The following is a 14,609-nucleotide window of genomic DNA, read 5'->3' as shown; positions in this document are numbered from 1 at the left end:
TCAGGTGATCTCCAGCTGACGCAGGCGGGTTTCGATCCGTTGCACGGCCAGGCTGGTCTGCCGTTGCAGGCCGCCGTTCCAGCTCAGCAGGGTCGGGGTTTGTCGGCCGAGTTGCAGAGGCCCGGCCCCGCGCACCCGCAGCACCAGTTTCACGTCCAGATCCGGGCCGAAATACAGCGCAGCAAGGCTGGCCAGTGCCGGATGCGCCTCACCGTCAGGCAAGAAGCGCGCGGCCTGGGTCGATGGCAGCGGCCCCAACGTCAGGCGAATGCCGGCATGTTCATCCCAGACCCGAGTCCCGGCGACAGCGCTGCGGCCAAGTTGCAGATTGCGTCCGCCAGCCTTCATGACGCTGCGGCTGACGCGTGGAATCTCACGCCACGCCCCTTCATAAGCGCTCAGTTCCACCGCCACGGAAAACTGCTCACGGACAATCGCCGCGAACCCCGCCAACGACCGACGGCCATCGGCGTACAACGCCGTGCAGGCCAGAACGGCGCAGTCGGGAATCGCCTGGCGCTCTTGCAGGGATTTGGGCAACAACCCGGTCAGCGCCCGCAGTTGCGCCTGCACCGGCGAGGCGCCGGGCGTGGTGAAACCGAGGGCGATCCGGTGTTTGCGCATCACCTTGTACAGCAGGCTCAGCAGCCGATGCTGGAACAGGTCCAGGAATTCGGCGGGCGCGTGATCCTTGGCCCGCGCCCGTTGTTGCAGCCATTCCTGATAAGCGTAAGGCAGCGGGCCGTCGGGGCCGCCGAGGCCGAACATCGGCGAGTTCAGGGTCAGCGGTTCACCGGGGTTTTCCTCCAGGCTTTCGATCTGGCTGGCGGCGAACAACGGCGTCAGCGGCCCGCGCAATTTCAGCGCTTCGGCCTGTGGCGATGTACCCGAACCGAGTGAGTCGGCCTGAGGCTGTTCGCGCTCCAGCAACAGCAATGCCTGCAACCATTCGAACGCCTGCGGATCGCGGCGCAGGCGCTGGCTCAGGGTCAGAGCGACAGGGGCATGCCGGCTTGGGGTTGCCATGCCTTGACCTCCTTGTCTGCCTGCATGAGTACCGTGCGCACAAAGCGGTTGGCCGTGGCGTACACCGAAAAGAATTGCGCGAGTACCGCTGAAAACAACACCGCGCTGCTGCCGACGAAATGCTGTGGATCGAGCTGCAATTGCACTTCAAGTCCGTTGCGCCAGCCGCGCCAGGCGTCGGCGCCGACATGGCCGATCACCCGCTCGCAACCGAGGCTCAGCAGACCTTCAATCTGGCGCAGGGCGCTGGCTTCATCGCGCAGGTTGTGCAGGGTCAGGATTTCCTTCAGCGCATCCAGCGCCTGTGGCCCTTCGACCAGCGACAGATGATTGAGGGTCAGTTGTGACACCAGCCGCCAGCGCGAATCACCGTCCAGACGCGGCAGGCTCTGCGGGCTCGGTGGATTGCGCAGGCGCGCCCACGCCACCGGGCCCGGCCGTTCGAAACCCAGCGGCGTACCGGCGGGCAGGCTCTGCGCCAGATGCCGATTGGTGCAGAGCAGTTCGGCGGTGAGGCTGTAATCGGGCAGGTCGGTCTGCGGTTCGAAACGGGTGTCGACGACGCTGACCAGCAGATCGCTGCCGAGCCGGTTCGGCGTCTGTCCGTTGACTCGCCGCGCATGCCAGTAACGTTGCCGGTCACCGCTGCTGTGCTGGCTGCCGAAATACGCCGGCAGCCGTTGCACACCGCTGGCGGAGCTGGCGCGCACACTGCGAATGCTGTGGATCTCGACGCTGTTTTCCCGGTGGCTGTCGGCGATCAGGCGATACTCGCTGCGGGTGCCGTCCGGGCGCAGCGGCTCCGAGGTGCGCGGGAACAGGTTGATCACCGGCGCACAGCCGAGGGCGATATCGCTGGCCTGCAAATGCAGGCGACCCGCCGGGGCCCGGTCAAAGACGATGTACAGATACAGCGTCTGGCTGTCACTCGAAACGCCGGACAGGGGCAGATCAAAGAAGTGGAATTTGTCCGGGAACGCGAAGTACTCGGCCAGCAGACGCATGCCCGGATGCACGCCATCTTCGTCCGGCAGCAGCACTTCGTCGTCGGCGAAACCGACGATCTTCGGCAGGCCTTTCACGAGGGCGGGAATGCTCCCCGGCGAGCCGGCCAACACCTGCACCGCGTGGGCGCCGAGCAGGTCATAGAGGCTGGCGTTGACCACCGGTGACGCGGCCAGGTGAATGCGCAGTTGTTCGATGCCAAGCTCCGACCACTGACTTTCGCCGAGGCAACGCAGACTCAGGCGCAACGCCGAGCGGGACTGCGCTACGCCGGTCAGCGCCTGGGCTTCATCGCTGCCCAGCAACAAGGCTTCGCTGACTTCGACTGGCCACAAACGCACGGCGGCGCTGGTGCGAAAGTGGATGCTTTCGCCCTTGCTGGTGGTGACGAACAACGGCGTGTCCCGGGGCAGGGGATAGCCGCCGTCGAGGTTGCCTTTGCTCGGGTCCGGTTCGAACTGGACGATCGCACACGACGGCAATGGGCGCATGGCCAGGGGATAAAGCTGTTCGAGCAATGCGTCGCTGAATTCGGCGTAGTCGTCATCCAGGCGTCGTTGCAGGCGTGCGGCGAGCAGGGCGAAACCTTCCAGCAATCGTTCGACGTGCGGGTCGGGGCATTCGCCGGGAGACAACTCCAGACGTCGCGCGACTTTCGGATAGCGCTCGGCAAACTGTCCGCCGGCATGTCGCAGCCAGGTCAGTTCGCGCTGGTAGTAGTCGAGCAGTTGCGGGTCAATCGAGTCGCTCATGGCGCACCTCCAGCCCTTCGTTGCCGGGCTCGATGACAAACGCCACCGGCCAGTGCTGCGTGCCGCTGCGCAACTCGCCGAGCAGGCGGATGCTCAAGCGCTGCGGGTGCTCGGGCAGGGGATTGACCTGAACCTCGCCGAGCAGCAGGCGCGGTTCGAAATGGGTGATGGCTTCGCGAATGTCCCGCATCAGCCGACGACGATCATCGCTGCGTTGTTGTTGCAGCGCGCTCCAGTCGGCGATGCCGTAGTCGATGACGCTGGGCGGGGTGGTCAGGGTGCGCGGGCCACGGCGGGTGTTGAACAGGCGCCCGAGCTCGGCGTGCACCGAGTCGAGCAGATCCTGCCGATCGAACTCCCGCGCCCCTTCGCCCTCGCTCGAGGCGAGGCGTTCGAACAGCGGTGGAAGTAAGCCGGTGCCTGCCATGGCCGCGCCGCCGGGTTAGCTGACGAGCTTGTTGGCGGCCATGTCCCAGGTCGAGGCAGCCGTGCCTTCCTTGGTGCCGTCGTCTTTCTGCGCGGTGAGTTCCCATTTGATCTTGGTGAAGTTCAGGGACAGGGTTTCCACCGGTTTGCCGCCGGTACCGCCACTGACGCTGACGTTGGAAATCACCACGTTGGTCAGGGTGTAAATGATGAAGGGCAGCAGTTGCCCGCTGCCTTCGGCGGCGTTGCGGCCGATGGTGATCTTGGCTTCCGGGATCGGCTTGCCGGCACAGCAGTATTCGTTGAGCGACGGTGTGGAGGTGTCGACGAATTTGGTCAGGGTGAACTCGCCGACGTGGGGCTTGCCGGAGGTGCGCTCCGAGTTGCTGACGTCGTTGGTGACTTGCATCGCCACGTTGTGGCTGTAGGACATGACTTCGATCTTGTCCGCGTAACCCTCAAGCAGGCTGTCGCCTTTGATGTCGCCGCCGAGGTCGAGAATGATTGCATCCATCGCTTGAAACTCCTGAAAGGTGTCGTGCCAGGCAAACAGGGGAGCGCCCGCAAGAAATCTTGCGGGCGCGTACAGGTCAGGCGGCTACCGGTGGCGGCAGGGTCGCGACCAGGCGGATCGACGCGGTCAGCTCTTCGAGCTGGAAGTGCGGCCGCAGGAATACCGTCGCGCGATAGGCACCGGGCTTGCCGGCGACTTCGGTGACGTCCACCCGCGCTTCACGCAACGGGTACTGCGCCTTGATTTCCTGCGGGGCGTTGTCGTTGATCAGCACGTAGTCGGCGATCCAGTTGTTGAGGTAGGTCTGCACGTTGTCGCGGGTCATGAAACTGCCGACCTTGTCGCGCATGATCACCTTCAGGTAATGGGCGAAACGCGAGGCCGCGAGCACGTACGGCAGCATCGCCGAGATCCGTGCGTTGGCGTTGGCCTCGTTGGTGTTGTAGACCTTGGATTTGTTGGTGGTCTGGCCGCCGAAGAACACCGCGATATCGCTGTTCTTCTTGTGGCACAGGGCGATGAAACCGAGGTCGTTGAGTTCCTTCTCGCGGCGGTCGGTGATCGCCACTTCGGTCGGGCATTTCAGCGACAGATCACCGGAACTGGTGCGGAAGGTGTGCGCCGGCAAGCCTTCAACCGCGCCGCCGCCTTCAGCGCCACGGATCGCCGCGCACCAGCCGTACTTGGCAAAGGCTTCGGTGATGCGTTGCGACAGCGCCCACGCGGCGTTGCCCCACAGGTATTTGCTGTGATCGGTGCCGTTGGTGTCTTCGACGTAGTTGATGCCTTCCACTGGCGAAGTGTCCGGGCCGTAAGGCAGGCGCAGCAGGAAGTGCGGCAGCACCAGGGAGACATAACGCGAGTCTTCGCTTTCGCGGAACGAGCGCCACTTGATCAGCTCCTGGCTCTCGAACACTTTCGACAGGTCACGCGGCACGGCCAGTTCGGTGAAGCTGTTCATGTCGAACAGCCGTGGGCTGGCAGCAGCGATGAAGGGGGCGTGGGCGGCCGCAGCGACGTTCGATAGTTTTTCCAGCAGGCCGATGTCCTGCGGGTGGCGGCCGAAGGTGTAATCACCGACCAAAAGGCTGAACGGATGGCCACCGAAGGTGCCGTATTCCTCTTCGTAGATCTTTTTGAACAGGGCGCTCTGGTCGAATTCGACGGCTTTTTCCAGATCGTTCTGCAGCTCTTTCTGGGTCACGTTGAGCAGGCGCAGTTTCAGCCGGGTGCTGGTTTCGGTGTTCTGCACCAGCATGTGCAGGCCACGCCAGGACGCTTCGAGTTTTTGCAGGTCCGGGTGGTGCAGCACTTCGTTGAGCTGGGCGCTGATCAGCTCGTCGATCTGGCTGATGCGGTCGTTGATCATCGCCACGGTGTCCTTGTCGATGGCCATGCCTTCGTCGAGCACCTGGGTGGCGAATTCCGCGAGCATGTCGCGGGCGTAATCCTGCTGACTGTCGTCATGGGCCATGCGGCCCTCGGCGATGATTCGGTCGAGCAGGGATAAAGTCTCGGCGGCAGCATTTTCGCTGGCTTGATTCTGGGCGGCGGCGGGCATGGCGAATTCTTCCTCGGTCAGGTGGACGATCAGGCTTGCGGTTCGGCCGGAGCTTCGGCATCAGCGGCCGGGACAGCGGTGTCCGGGCGGGCCGACTTGATCTCTTGCAGGCCTTCGGTGTTGGCGATGACGTCGCGCAGCAGCTTGTCCAGATCATCATTGCCGTCGAGTTTGGTCAGCAGGTCGCGCAGGCGCTGGCGGGCTTCGAACAGACGCCGCAGCGGCGTGACTTGCTCCACCACCTTGACCGGGTCGAAGTCGTCGATGTGCTTGAAGTTGAGTTCGATGTTGAGCTTGCTGTCGTCGCCGCTGAGGGTGTTGTTGACTTGCAGCGTGGCGCGGGGGGCGATGGAGGCGAGGACGTCGTTGAAGTTGTCGCGGTCGATTTCGGTGAAACGGCGTTCGGTCAGTTTTGCCAATGGTTCGAGCGGCTTGCCCGAGAGGTCGGCCAGGATGCCGACCACCAGCGGCAATTCCTTTTTCTCGATGGCGTTGCCGATTTCGACGTCATAGGTGATTTGCACTCGGGGCGGGCGAACCCGGTCGAGCTTGTGCTGGGTACTTTCTGCCATGTCGGCGGACTCCGATGCGATGAGCGGGCGCAATGCATCGGGGAGGCCCGTTCATCGCTTTCCCTTGCTGGACCACAGGTTAGAAAGGGTGGCAGATGACCTGTCGTTCCTTTGACAAACCTTCCTCATTCGGCTGTAGGAACCGAACTACCCAAGACGCTAGAACAGGTCTATAAAAATGCAAGCGAAAAACTTTTTTGGACTGACTGGCGAAAAGGAAAATTCATTTTGTCTGCACGACTTTTTCTAACGATCGGGTTTGCGCTGCTCGCCGGCTGTTCGTTTTTCGGGCCGAAAGTCGATCTCGACAGCCTGACCCTCGACGTCGCTCCCAAGGCCAATGACGACACCCCGATTGCCGTGGATTTCATCGCGGTCAACGATCCGGATCTGCTCAAGCAACTGTCGGGCATCAGTGCCCGCCAGTGGTTTGCCGAGCGCGAGCAGTACCAGCGCGACTATCGTCAGCTGATGAGCGTGTGGGGACTGGAGCTGGTGCCGGGGCAATTCATCGACCGCCAGCCGTTCCCTTTGGGGGGCAAGCGGGCGGCTGGACTTTTGGTCTTCGCCAGCTATAACACTCCCGGAGCGCACCGCCTGCGGCTGGACGATCAGAGCGACGCATGGCTCAAGTTCGACAGTCGCGAGATGAGCCTGGTCAGCAAGGAAAACTGAAACACACCGTCCGCCGCCGGTTCGCGGTGCAGTCGAAGGGAGTCGTATGAGTCTGCTACCTGACGCGGTCTGCTGGCATGAAGGCATGCAATTGCTGCCACAGCATTTTCAGTTACAGGGCCTGCGGGCCGAGGCGCTCGGCGCGCATCTGGCTCAGGCGTGCAATCCGTGGTTTTTCGGCGTCAGTCACATGGAGTTCGACCCGTCGGCGATGAGCGCCGGGGTGGTGCGGGTGCTGTCGTTGCAAGGGACGATGCCGGACGGTCTGCCGGTCAATCTGCAAGTCGGCGTCGACCCGACGCTGGAGCTGGACGTCGCTGCCGCGATCGACGCTACGGACGATGCGACGGTGACAGTCTATCTGGCGATCAGTCCGCTGTGGCGCGCCGGGCAGTTACTGCCGCTCAAGGGGCGTCTGCAATCGGTGGTCGGCGAGGCGTTACCGGATCTCACCAGCGGCGAATTTCCTGAATCGATCACGGTGTGGCGTCCCAATCCACGCCTGTGCACGCAACTGAACAAAGCCGATTCAATCTGCCTGCCGCTGCTGAAAATCCGCAAGGAGGGCGGCGGTTTTCTGCCGTTGCCTTACACACCGCCGACACCGGTCCTACTGCCGGAATCGCCATTGGGTCGTCGGGTGGCCGGGCTCTGCGCGCGGGCGCGGGAGAAGTGTCTGTTTCTCGGCGGGCGATTGCGCCAGGCACAGCAGGCCGGCAATCAGGATGACGCGCTGGAAATCCGTCGGCAGATGACGGCGTTGTGGGCGCGGCTGCCGGAAGTGGAAGGGGCGTTGATCAGCCGTGTCGCTCATCCGCAAAGCATTTATGTGCAACTGCTGGGACTCGCCGGCGCGTGGTCGGCGCTCGATCCGCTGGCGGGCGTACCGGCTTTTGCGCCACTAGATTTTCTCGAATTGCAGCGCGGTTACGAACCGCTGCTCGACTGGCTGGAAAACACCCTGGAACTGATCCGCGCCGGATATCGCAGCATTGCGTTCGAGCGCGGTGAGCAGAGCTTTTCCATTCAGTTGCCGGACGAGCAACCGAGCCAACGCCTGGTCATCGGCCTGCGCATGCCCAACGGTGCCAGCGAGCAGGCAGCCGGTGAATGGCTGCGGGGCGCGATCATCGCTTCGGCACCGCACATTGCGTTGCTCAGCCGCCAGCGCATGAGCGGTCTGACGCATCAGGCCATGAGCCGCAGCGAGCAGGTGGCCTACAGCGTCGGCGACGACACCCGGTTGTTTGTGGTGACCGCCGAAGGCAGCTGGTTCGACGCGCAACTGCCGCTGATGATCGCCGCGCCAGCGACAAAACTGACCAGCAGTCCGTGGCAAGTGGTGTTGTTTGTCGCCCAGAACAGTGAACGTGCCTGATCACACAAGGAACGTCGTATGTCGCAAGGAAGTGCCGCAAGCCTCGGGTTGCAGGACGCTCCGCTGAGCAGTGCGTTCCGCCAGACGTGGCAGCAGTGGTCGCAGGACTGGAGCCAGTTGCCCAAGGACAGTGAGGACGAAGCGGCGCTGGTCGAAACCGTGGTCGAACTCTCGACCCAGGCTTCGCAACGGCTGTGGCGTACCGCGTTTGCCAAGGTGGGTGATTCGGCGACCGAACAGGTCAAGGCGCTGGTGTATGCCTTTGTCGCGCTGGTCGATGAGACCTTGTTGTTCAGCCCCTGGCCGGGCCAGAGTGCCTGGCAGGAAAAGCCCCTGGAGTCGCGACTGTATTCCAGCCGTCAGGCCGGCGAGCAAGTGCCGGCGGCGATCCAGACTCTGCTCGATGAACAGCAGCCCACCACCCGCGATCTGGCCAACGTGTATTTGCAGTGTCTGATCCTCGGTTTCCACGGACGCCTGCGCGGTGAGCAGGGCCAGGTGCAACGGGAAAAATGGCGGCGGGCCCTGTTCACGTTTGCCTGGCAGGACGAGGCCGATTACGCCGCTGTCAGTCAGCGACTGGTACAGCCTTCGCTGGCGACACCCCTGCAGTTGCCGGTACGCACGGCGTTGCCCGACGGATTTCGTCTGGCGCTGGGCATTCTGGCGATGATTCTGCTGCTGACCGGGCTCGGGCAGTTTCTGTGGCGTGACATCCGTCAGGAACTGGAGCCGGTGTTGCAGGCGCCCGACACGCTGACGGCGCCGGAGCAAGACTCATGAGTACCCTGACGATCGTGGCCTGGGTGGTCGCCATCCTTTTGCTGCTGGTGATCATCGCGGTGGCGGTGTGGTGGCTGCGCACCCAGAGCGGCGCAGCGATCCGCAGTTTCTACGCCGCCGTGCGGCACATGGAACAGGAGCAGGGTGCCCACGACCGGTATCAGATGCCGTGGCTGCTGATGCTCGGCGATGAAACCCAAGGCGCGCAACTCGCCACTCAGTGGCGTTTGCAGCCCACCGACAAACCGGCGTGGTTCGGTCGCTGGTGGTCGGACTCCGAAGGCGCGGTGCTGGTGGTGCCCCAGGCACTGTTTCTGCCGGAAGACGGCATGCACCTGCAACGCGGCGGCTGGTGGCGCTTGCTCGGGTTGATACTGCGCCTGCGCAGCAAGCGGCCGCTGGATGGGGTGATCTGGACGGTGCCGGTCAGTCGGCTGAGCAATCTGGAACAGGCCACGCAATTGGGGCTGGCGGCGCGTCGGCGTTTCATCGATCTGTTGCAACGCTTTGGTCTGAGCCTGCCGGTGTACGTCGTCATCACCGGGCTGGAAGAACTGCCGGGGTTTCAGGAGCTGATCAGCGCCTTGCCGGACGAGGCCCGCGATCGCACCTTGGGCTGGTCGTCGCCCTATGCCCGCGATGCGGTGTGGCAGGGGCAATGGAGCGATCAGGCGCTGGATCGGCTGCACCGTGCGGTGGCGGAAGCGGTGATTGAAATCGGCACCTTGTCCGGGCATTTGAGTGCGGATCTGTACGCCTTACCGGAACGTCTGGAAACCCTGCGCCGTGGTTTGCAGAACGTGCTCGAGCCGGTGTTTCAAGGCAATGCCCAGGGCGAAGCACCGTGTTTTCGTGGCGTTTACCTGACGGCCAATCAGCCGGCGGACGATGCGCTGGACGGTTTTTCTGCCGATGACAGCGGCCTGCAGCAAAGTGCGTTTGTGCGGCAGTTGTGGCGTCAGCGAATAGTCGGCGAACGCGGGCTGGCCCAAGGCGTACCGCGCCTGTTGCGCCTGCGCCAGCGCTGGCAGCGAGTCACCGCCGGGGTGGCGCTGGTGGTCGGGGTGGTCTGGGCGGTGGCGATGCTCTGGGTCTGGCAGGCGTCGGTCAAGGACGCCCATGAACTGGCGCGGCTGCTGCAAGGCGCGCAGAAGAATTACGTGGCGGTCACCGACGACGAGCATCGGGTCGAGCCGACCCGGCGCAACGTGCAGAACTTCTGGCGGGTGCTGGAACGGGCGCCGCACTGGCACTACGTTTCGCTGGCCTTTCCTACGTCGTGGTTTTCCTCGCTGGACGGACGACTCGAACAGGAAGTGTTCAGGTCGACCCAGCGCCACATGCTGCAACCGCTGCACGAGCTGCTGGTCGCGGAGCTGGCGAAAATCAAGGCGATCCGCGCCACCGACCGGCGCACCAGCGTCGAAAGCGAAGACCCGGCGCAGTGGCAGAATTATCAGAAGGCCACGGATCTGGTCGAGCGGGCCTTGCGTCTGGAACAACAGAACCAGTTGTTCGCCCAGGTGCAGAACAATCAGCGGGCGCCGCTGGAAGACCTGGCGCAGCTGAGCAACAGCGCTTTGTCGCTGAACCTCAACGCCGGCACTTTGCCCCACGCCGCCTACTACAACCGACTGTTTGCGGCCAATGATGGCGGCGACTTGCAGGCGCTGGATCTGAGCGTTGAACGGCCGCTGATCGTCAGCAATTTCACCGGGCTGATGGAGCGCTGGCTCGATCAGTATTTTCTGGCCGACAACTTCGTCAGCAAGGCCGGCTACCTCAAGTTGCACCTGGAACAGCTTGAAGCCGGGAGTGGCAACAGCCTCACCGAACTGGAAGACCTGCGCGCGCTGATCGATGACCTGCAAGCGGCGATCGCCCTGACCAACTCGACCTGGAGTCGCGGCAAGGGCCAGGAGCTGGTGCCGGGTTATCGCGAATTTCTCGACAAGGTGCGCAAGAGTTCATTGCTCGGTCCGGCCGTCGAACAGCAGCTCGATGCGCAGGCCGGCAAGTTGCAGCAGAGTTTTCGCGATCAATGGATCGCCCAGGTGGGCTCCCGGGGCAATCTGCTGGTGCAGCAGGGCAGCGGGCAACTGGCGTTGCAGGATCAGGTGGTCAAGCTCAACAACGCGGTGCAGGCGCTGTTCAAGCGTGACTTCGTTTCGATTGCCTTGCGCGCCAGTCAGGACAGCGTCAACCGGCAAGGCCAGACCGTGGATGGCGATGACCTCAACGAATCGCTGAATTATTTCGCCAGCTATAAAAGCTACGTCGCCGAAGAGCTGCCGCGCATTCCGCCGGCCTATCGCGAAGCGTTGCTGCAAGCGGCCGAAACCGCCGTCGCGCAAGCGATGTGGTTGAGTCTCAAGGATCACGATGATCAGACTCATCCCTACGCGGTGTTCAACGTGCAGGCCGTGCAGGCGATGAACCTGCAAAAAGCCTTTGTCGAGGTCCATCGCAGTGATCTGGCGGCACGTCTGCAAGGGGCGTTGAACCGCCGGGCGATGGCGCAGATCGTTGGCGGGCTGGATGAAATCACCGCGCAGCCGCTGTTCGGTGGCCGCACGGAAATCAGCCAGTGGGACGGCTCGAAAAACCTCGGCCTGCAACTCTACGGCGCCAGCGATGTGCAGGATCTGAAGCTGAGCCTCAAACAGCAATTCAACACCATGCTCGGCATCACCGAGCGTCGCGCCCCGGCGCTGGAGTGGCTGAAGACCCAGCAGGGCAACCTGTCGGCGCTGGATTACGAGCGCGTGACCCAGTTCAGCGCGCTCAACGACGAATTGCTCAAATACAAGGATTCCAACCCCGCCAGTTCGCCGGCGCAGATCGAGCAACTGGTCAGCCGCGACTTCATTGAAATGGACACCGGTTCCTGCGTGCAGGTGTTGCAGACCGCCAATCTGACCGGCGGACGCGGCACCCTGGCGATGCGGGCGGTGGAGTTGCAACAGTCGGCCCTGCAACGCTGCCAGTTTCTGCAACAGCAACAGGCGGCCGCCGCGTGGAACGAGTTGGCCGGCTATTTCAATCAGTATCTGGCTGAACGCTTTCCGTTTGCCAACGGCGTGCAGGCGCAGGATGCCGACCCGGCGCGGGTCCAGCACTTTCTGGAAATCATCGACAAGCGCTTGCCGGTGGCCCAGGCCGGACTGGTCCTGAGCCAGACTCCGGAGCGCCTGGCGGCGGAAGATTTTCTCAACCGAGTGAAGCAGGCCAGCGTCTGGCTGACGCCGCTGTTCGTGCGCGACAAGAGCGGCATTCTCGGCGTCGAGCTGGACGTGCGCTGGCGCACCGATCGCGAAGAAGAGAAGGGCGCCGATCAAGTGATTGCCTGGGGCTTGCTGGCCGGCAATCAGCAGATCAGCTATCCCGCTGCCGATCAGCCGAACCTGCGCTGGATGCCCGGTCAGCCGATCCGCCTGACCTTGCGCTGGGCGCGCAACGGCAAGGAGCGTCCGGTCAACGACCCGCTGCAACCAAACCTGGTGGTGCGCGATCTGGAAGCCGGTTGGGAGTATGGCGGGCCGTGGTCGCTGCTGCGCCTGATGCGTGCGCACTTCTCGGTGCAGCGCCAGCCGAGCATGGATTACACCGATTTTCCGTTGAGCCTGCGCCTGCCGGTTACCGCGCAGAACGACAGCGTCACCAGCGAATTCACCCGGATGTTCGTGCGCGTGTCGCTGATGAGTCAGGGCTCGAAATTGCCATTGTCGATTCCACCGTTGCCGACCCGCGCGCCGCGTTCACCGTTTCAGGTGACCGGCACCACCGCCGCCCTTGAAGCCCAGAAGGAGGATTTGTGAGCCTGCCCTCGACCCCGTTGCCGGACCTGATCGATCAGTTGCTCGCGCCCATCAGCGACGATGCGCCCTGTGGTGCGGATCTGCGCTATGAGCGCGAGTACGACCAGTTGCGCGATCTGCGCCGCGAGGACGACGCGAGTCTGCCCACGGGTGTCTGGCAGTCGACCCTGAAACGCGCCAACTGGCCGGAAGTCGAGCGGCTCACTACCACGTTATTGCTCGAACGCAGCAAGGACTTGATGCTCAGTGCCTGGCTGGGCGAGGCCTGGCTGCACGTGCAGGCACTCGATGGGCTGCCGGGCAGTCTGGCGCTGATCGCCGGTCTGTGTGAGCGCTATCCCGAACAGTTGCACCCGCAGGCCGACGACGGCGACCAGTCGTGGCGGGCGATTCCGCTGGAGTGGCTGGTGCGTCGCTACAGTGAAGTGCTGCTGACTCGGGTGCCTTTATTCGGCGCCAACAACAGCGATTTTGAGGGTTACACCCTCGAAACCTGGCGGCGGATTCAGGTGCAGCAGGTGCAGGCCAACGACTCCAAAGGCGCCAAGGCGTCGGCCGAGACCGCGCGCAGCGAACACAAGAAACTCATCGAACAGGTGCGGGCCACGCCCATGGCATTCTGGCTGCGCCATCAAGGCAATCTGCTGCTGAGCCTGCAACACCTGCAGCGTCTGGATGCCTGGTGCGATGCGTATCTGGGGGATCAGGGGCCGGGGCTCGGGCCGTTGCAGGACACCCTTCAAGCGTTGTTGACCCTGGTTCAGGAGTTCATCGCCATGCACCCACAACAACCACTGTCGGCACCGCCGCCTGCGCCGGTCGCGGTCTCGACGGTTGAAGCGTCTGTCACGGCCACGCCCGAAGCCGCACCAGTGCCGCGCGAACCGGCCAGCCGCGAAGAGGCTTATCGGCAATTGCTGTTGATCGCCGAGTACCTGGCCCGCACCGAGCCCCACAGCCCGGTGCCGTATCTGATCCGGCGCGGGGTCGAGTGGGGCAACAAGCCGTTGAGCGAGCTGCTCGGCGAGCTGATTTCGGCAGACGCCGAATCCCGGCGTCTGTGGACCTTGCTCGGCGTGCTTTAGTGCACGCGCTGGTTGTTGAGTTTCGGCGGCAGCTGGAGCGGCGTCAGTACTGGTTGCCCGGAGAAGAACGCCACCAGATTCTTGCCTACCAGTTCCACGGTGCCTTGGGTGGCTTCCGGTGACAGCCCGGCGACGTGCGGGGTGAGAAGCACGTTGCTCAGCCCCTTCAGCGCATCGGGTACTTGCGGTTCGTGATCGAACACATCCAGCGCCGCGCCGGCGATTCGCCGCTGTTCCAGCGCGCTGATCAGGTCGGCGGTGGCGATCACGCTGGCGCGGGCAATGTTGACGATGAAACCGTTGGGCCCCAAAGCATCGAGCACAGGGCGGGTCACCAGATGCTGGCTGCCGATGCCGCCGGGCGTGGCGACCACCAGAAAATCCGAGGCCCGGGCCAGTTCGGTCGGGGTCGAGCAGAACGCGTAAGGCACGTCGCTGCGCACCTGGCGGTTGTGGTAGCTGATCTCCATGTCGAAGCCCAGGCCCGCGCGTTTGGCAATCGCCATCCCCACCGCGCCCAGACCGAGAATCCCCAGACGCTTGCCGGCCAGCGACGGGCGCATGATCTTCGGCCACTCGCCGCGACGCACGGCGGCATCGCAGCGCGGGATGTCACGCACCAGCGCCAGCAGCATCGCCATGGCGTGGTCGGCCACCGATGAAGCGTTGACACCGGCGCCGTTGGTCACGGTCAGGCCACGGTCGCTGGCGGCTTGCAGGTCGACCTGCTCGTAACCGGCGCCGATCACGCAGATGATTTTCAGCGCGGGCAAGGCCGCGATTTCTTCAGCATATAAACCCAGCGGGCCACGGGTCAGCACCGCGTCGATCCGCGCCCCGTGGGTGGCGATGGCTTGCGCGCGCTCGGGTGGGGTCGGCGCAAGAATCAGGTGAAAACCCTGACGTTCGAGGATCGGCAAATAGTCATTGATGGTTTCAACCAGTACCAGAACGGTGGCGGGCATTGCTCGGCTCCTGTGATCGTCTGTCTTGGGCGCAAAAGTCGGTTCAGAG

Annotated in this window: 12 protein-coding genes; 5 read left to right on the top strand and 7 right to left on the bottom strand. The window is 63.6% G+C overall.

Annotated features, from left to right (window positions below; all coding sequences use genetic code 11):
• The 6 genes from tssG to tssB all read right to left on the bottom strand — a co-directional run bounded on the left by tssG (position 1) and on the right by tssB (position 5,856).
• Positions 1-1,026 carry a type VI secretion system baseplate subunit TssG gene (tssG, locus tag AC1Q9F_RS05470; RefSeq protein ID WP_492618729.1) on the bottom strand — a complete coding sequence of 342 codons (1,026 nt, stop codon included), beginning with the start codon at positions 1,024-1,026 and terminating at the stop codon, positions 1-3.
• Positions 990-2,783, bottom strand: a complete 1,794-nt coding sequence (tssF, locus tag AC1Q9F_RS05465) for a type VI secretion system baseplate subunit TssF (RefSeq protein ID WP_492618730.1) — start codon at positions 2,781-2,783, stop codon at positions 990-992. The genes tssG and tssF overlap by 37 nt, the downstream gene beginning before the upstream one ends.
• Complete coding sequence (gene tssE, locus AC1Q9F_RS05460) at positions 2,767-3,210, bottom strand: type VI secretion system baseplate subunit TssE (RefSeq protein WP_492618731.1); 444 nt, start codon at positions 3,208-3,210, stop codon at positions 2,767-2,769. Before tssE ends, tssF begins: the two co-directional genes overlap by 17 nt.
• A gap of 15 nt (positions 3,211-3,225) precedes the next feature.
• On the bottom strand, positions 3,226-3,723 hold the full coding sequence (locus AC1Q9F_RS05455; RefSeq protein WP_007958866.1) for an Hcp family type VI secretion system effector: 498 nt from the start codon (positions 3,721-3,723) through the stop codon (positions 3,226-3,228).
• A 76-nt stretch (positions 3,724-3,799) separates the two neighbouring features.
• Positions 3,800-5,284, bottom strand: coding sequence for a type VI secretion system contractile sheath large subunit (gene tssC, locus AC1Q9F_RS05450; protein ID WP_039767165.1), 1,485 nt, complete (start codon positions 5,282-5,284; stop codon positions 3,800-3,802).
• Between the two features lie 29 nt (positions 5,285-5,313).
• Entirely contained in the window at positions 5,314-5,856 is a 543-nt protein-coding gene (gene tssB / locus AC1Q9F_RS05445; RefSeq protein WP_007958861.1) for a type VI secretion system contractile sheath small subunit, read from the bottom strand.
• A gap of 228 nt (positions 5,857-6,084) precedes the next feature.
• Between tssB and AC1Q9F_RS05440 the strand changes: the two genes are divergently transcribed.
• Genes AC1Q9F_RS05440 through tssA form a run of 5 tightly spaced genes read left to right on the top strand, consistent with a single transcriptional unit; the run spans position 6,085 to position 13,595 of the window.
• Positions 6,085-6,531, top strand: coding sequence for a hypothetical protein (locus AC1Q9F_RS05440; RefSeq protein ID WP_039767163.1), 447 nt, complete (start codon positions 6,085-6,087; stop codon positions 6,529-6,531).
• 46 nt (positions 6,532-6,577) lie between these two features.
• Positions 6,578-7,909: a type VI secretion system baseplate subunit TssK gene (tssK, locus tag AC1Q9F_RS05435; protein WP_492618732.1), complete on the top strand. Its 1,332-nt coding sequence runs from the start codon at positions 6,578-6,580 to the stop codon at positions 7,907-7,909.
• An 18-nt stretch (positions 7,910-7,927) separates the two neighbouring features.
• Entirely contained in the window at positions 7,928-8,692 is a 765-nt protein-coding gene (locus AC1Q9F_RS05430) for a DotU family type IV/VI secretion system protein (protein WP_273900974.1), read from the top strand.
• Positions 8,689-12,510, top strand: coding sequence for a type VI secretion system protein (locus AC1Q9F_RS05425; protein WP_492618733.1), 3,822 nt, complete (start codon positions 8,689-8,691; stop codon positions 12,508-12,510). The genes AC1Q9F_RS05430 and AC1Q9F_RS05425 overlap by 4 nt, the downstream gene beginning before the upstream one ends.
• Complete coding sequence (gene tssA / locus AC1Q9F_RS05420) at positions 12,507-13,595, top strand: type VI secretion system protein TssA (RefSeq protein ID WP_492618734.1); 1,089 nt, start codon at positions 12,507-12,509, stop codon at positions 13,593-13,595. The genes AC1Q9F_RS05425 and tssA overlap by 4 nt, the downstream gene beginning before the upstream one ends.
• Here the strand turns inward: tssA and AC1Q9F_RS05415 are convergent.
• Positions 13,592-14,560 (bottom strand): 2-hydroxyacid dehydrogenase, encoded by a 969-nt coding sequence (locus tag AC1Q9F_RS05415; protein WP_492618735.1) that lies wholly within the window; start codon positions 14,558-14,560, stop codon positions 13,592-13,594. The two genes, tssA and AC1Q9F_RS05415, sit on opposite strands and share 4 nt — an antisense overlap.
• Between the last annotated feature and the right edge of the window lie 49 nt (positions 14,561-14,609).

It is taken from the genome of Pseudomonas sp. GW823-FHT04A03, assembly GCF_058796615.1.
The sequence above is the reverse complement of the archived record's forward strand: the minus strand, read 5'-3'. Positions and strand labels throughout refer to the sequence as shown.

Bases quoted from the DNA above. Each gene is read 5' to 3' on its own strand.
- tssG (WP_492618729.1), bottom strand. From the start codon at position 1,026: ATGGCAACCCCAAGCCGGCATGCCCCTGTCGCTCTGACCCTGAGCCAG.
- tssF (WP_492618730.1), bottom strand. From the start codon at position 2,783: ATGAGCGACTCGATTGACCCGCAACTGCTCGACTACTACCAGCGCGAA.
- tssE (WP_492618731.1), bottom strand. From the start codon at position 3,210: ATGGCAGGCACCGGCTTACTTCCACCGCTGTTCGAACGCCTCGCCTCG.
- AC1Q9F_RS05455 (WP_007958866.1), bottom strand. From the start codon at position 3,723: ATGGATGCAATCATTCTCGACCTCGGCGGCGACATCAAAGGCGACAGC.
- tssC (WP_039767165.1), bottom strand. From the start codon at position 5,284: ATGCCCGCCGCCGCCCAGAATCAAGCCAGCGAAAATGCTGCCGCCGAG.
- tssB (WP_007958861.1), bottom strand. From the start codon at position 5,856: ATGGCAGAAAGTACCCAGCACAAGCTCGACCGGGTTCGCCCGCCCCGA.
- tssK (WP_492618732.1), top strand. From the start codon at position 6,578: ATGAGTCTGCTACCTGACGCGGTCTGCTGGCATGAAGGCATGCAATTG.
- AC1Q9F_RS05430 (WP_273900974.1), top strand. From the start codon at position 7,928: ATGTCGCAAGGAAGTGCCGCAAGCCTCGGGTTGCAGGACGCTCCGCTG.
- AC1Q9F_RS05425 (WP_492618733.1), top strand. From the start codon at position 8,689: ATGAGTACCCTGACGATCGTGGCCTGGGTGGTCGCCATCCTTTTGCTG.
- AC1Q9F_RS05415 (WP_492618735.1), bottom strand. From the start codon at position 14,560: ATGCCCGCCACCGTTCTGGTACTGGTTGAAACCATCAATGACTATTTG.